The following is a 1,240-nucleotide window of genomic DNA, read 5'->3' on the forward strand; positions in this document are numbered from 1 at the left end:
GCCCCAGGGGCTCGATACGCTGCTCTTGTAGTCCGGCTGGCCGCTCACGACGGTCGAGTCCATGGCTCTCAAGCTCGCCGCCGCCCTTTGCATCCGCCGAAGCTCGTCGTCCTGTCGACGCTCTACGATCTGCTGCCCCCGGATCGGATCACAGCGGCGTTCGCGCGGTTCCGGGAGGCGGGCACGACGGTGCTGCATGTCACGCAGCGCCCGGCCCAGCCGATCCACGATCGCCACCTCCGGCTCGGCCTGCCTGAGCAGAAGCGCACCGCCGATCACGACGGCCGCACCGATCAAGTGACGCTACGGGAGAGGTCTCATGCTGTCGCGGCCTGAACACCTGCATCACTTCCCGACTCTGACATCGATCCAGGCCCCTCGCGCAGCTGTCGCGGTCGGCTGGATGCTCGGGATCGGGACCCTTCTTGCGGTCCTGATCCTCCTGTACGTTCCCTGGGTACAGACCTCGGCCGGCACGGGCCGCGTCATGGCCCCGAATCCAGCGGACCGCGTGCAGGCCATCACCGCCCTGGTCCAGGGCCGAGTCGAGCACTGGTACGTGGAGGATGGCCAGCGGGTCCGCGCCGGAGATCCGATCGCGCGCCTCGTCGACAACGATCCATTCCTGCTGCAGCGGCTCGCCGCCGAGCGCGAGCAGATCGAGGCCGAGATCGCGGCAGCCGAGCAGGCGGTGAAGGTTGCGGAAAGTCAGGTCAGCCAGACCCGTGAGGCCGCCGAAAAGGGCTTCGTGACGCGGCGCAACTTCGAGGCGGCACAGATCCTGGTCGCTGAGCGGCGCGCGCGCCTGGCCGAGGCCAAGGCCAAACTGAGCCGGCTCGAAGTGACCGTAAACCGCCAATCGGCGCAGCTGGTTCGCGCGCCGCGGGACGGCCGGATCCTCCACATCAACGCGGCCACCGGCGGCACCTTGGTGAACGCAGGGGACACCCTGGCCACTCTGGCGCCGCACGCACCGGCCCGTGTGGTGGAGCTGATGGTCGACGGGCGCGATGTCGCCTTGATCAGGCCCGGCCAGCCCGTGCGCCTGGCCTTCGAAGGCTGGCCAGCCATTCAGTTCAGCGGCTGGCCCTCCGTGGCTCATGGCATGTTTGACGGGCGCGTGCGTGCGGTCGATCCCTCTGCGCAACAAACTGGCCGGTTCCGCGTGCTGGTCGAGCAGGATCCCGGCAAGCCCGCATGGCCCGACGCTGAGTTCATTCCGCTGGGTGCGAAAGTGCGC

Annotated in this window: 2 protein-coding genes; one reads left to right on the plus strand and one right to left on the minus strand. The window is 68.8% G+C overall.

Annotated elements, in window-relative coordinates; translation table 11 throughout:
• A partial coding sequence (locus tag I53_RS34575) for a hypothetical protein (protein WP_210161582.1) occupies positions 1-297 on the minus strand: 297 nt, incomplete at its 3' end.
• Positions 298-319: 22 nt separating this feature from the next.
• Here I53_RS34575 and I53_RS14445 point away from each other — a divergent pair.
• On the plus strand, positions 320-1,240 hold a 921-nt coding region (locus I53_RS14445), incomplete at its 3' end, for an HlyD family efflux transporter periplasmic adaptor subunit (protein ID WP_043351843.1).

This window comes from Methylobacterium sp. B1 (assembly GCF_000333255.1).
Lineage (GTDB): Bacteria > Pseudomonadota > Alphaproteobacteria > Rhizobiales > Beijerinckiaceae > Methylobacterium > Methylobacterium fujisawaense.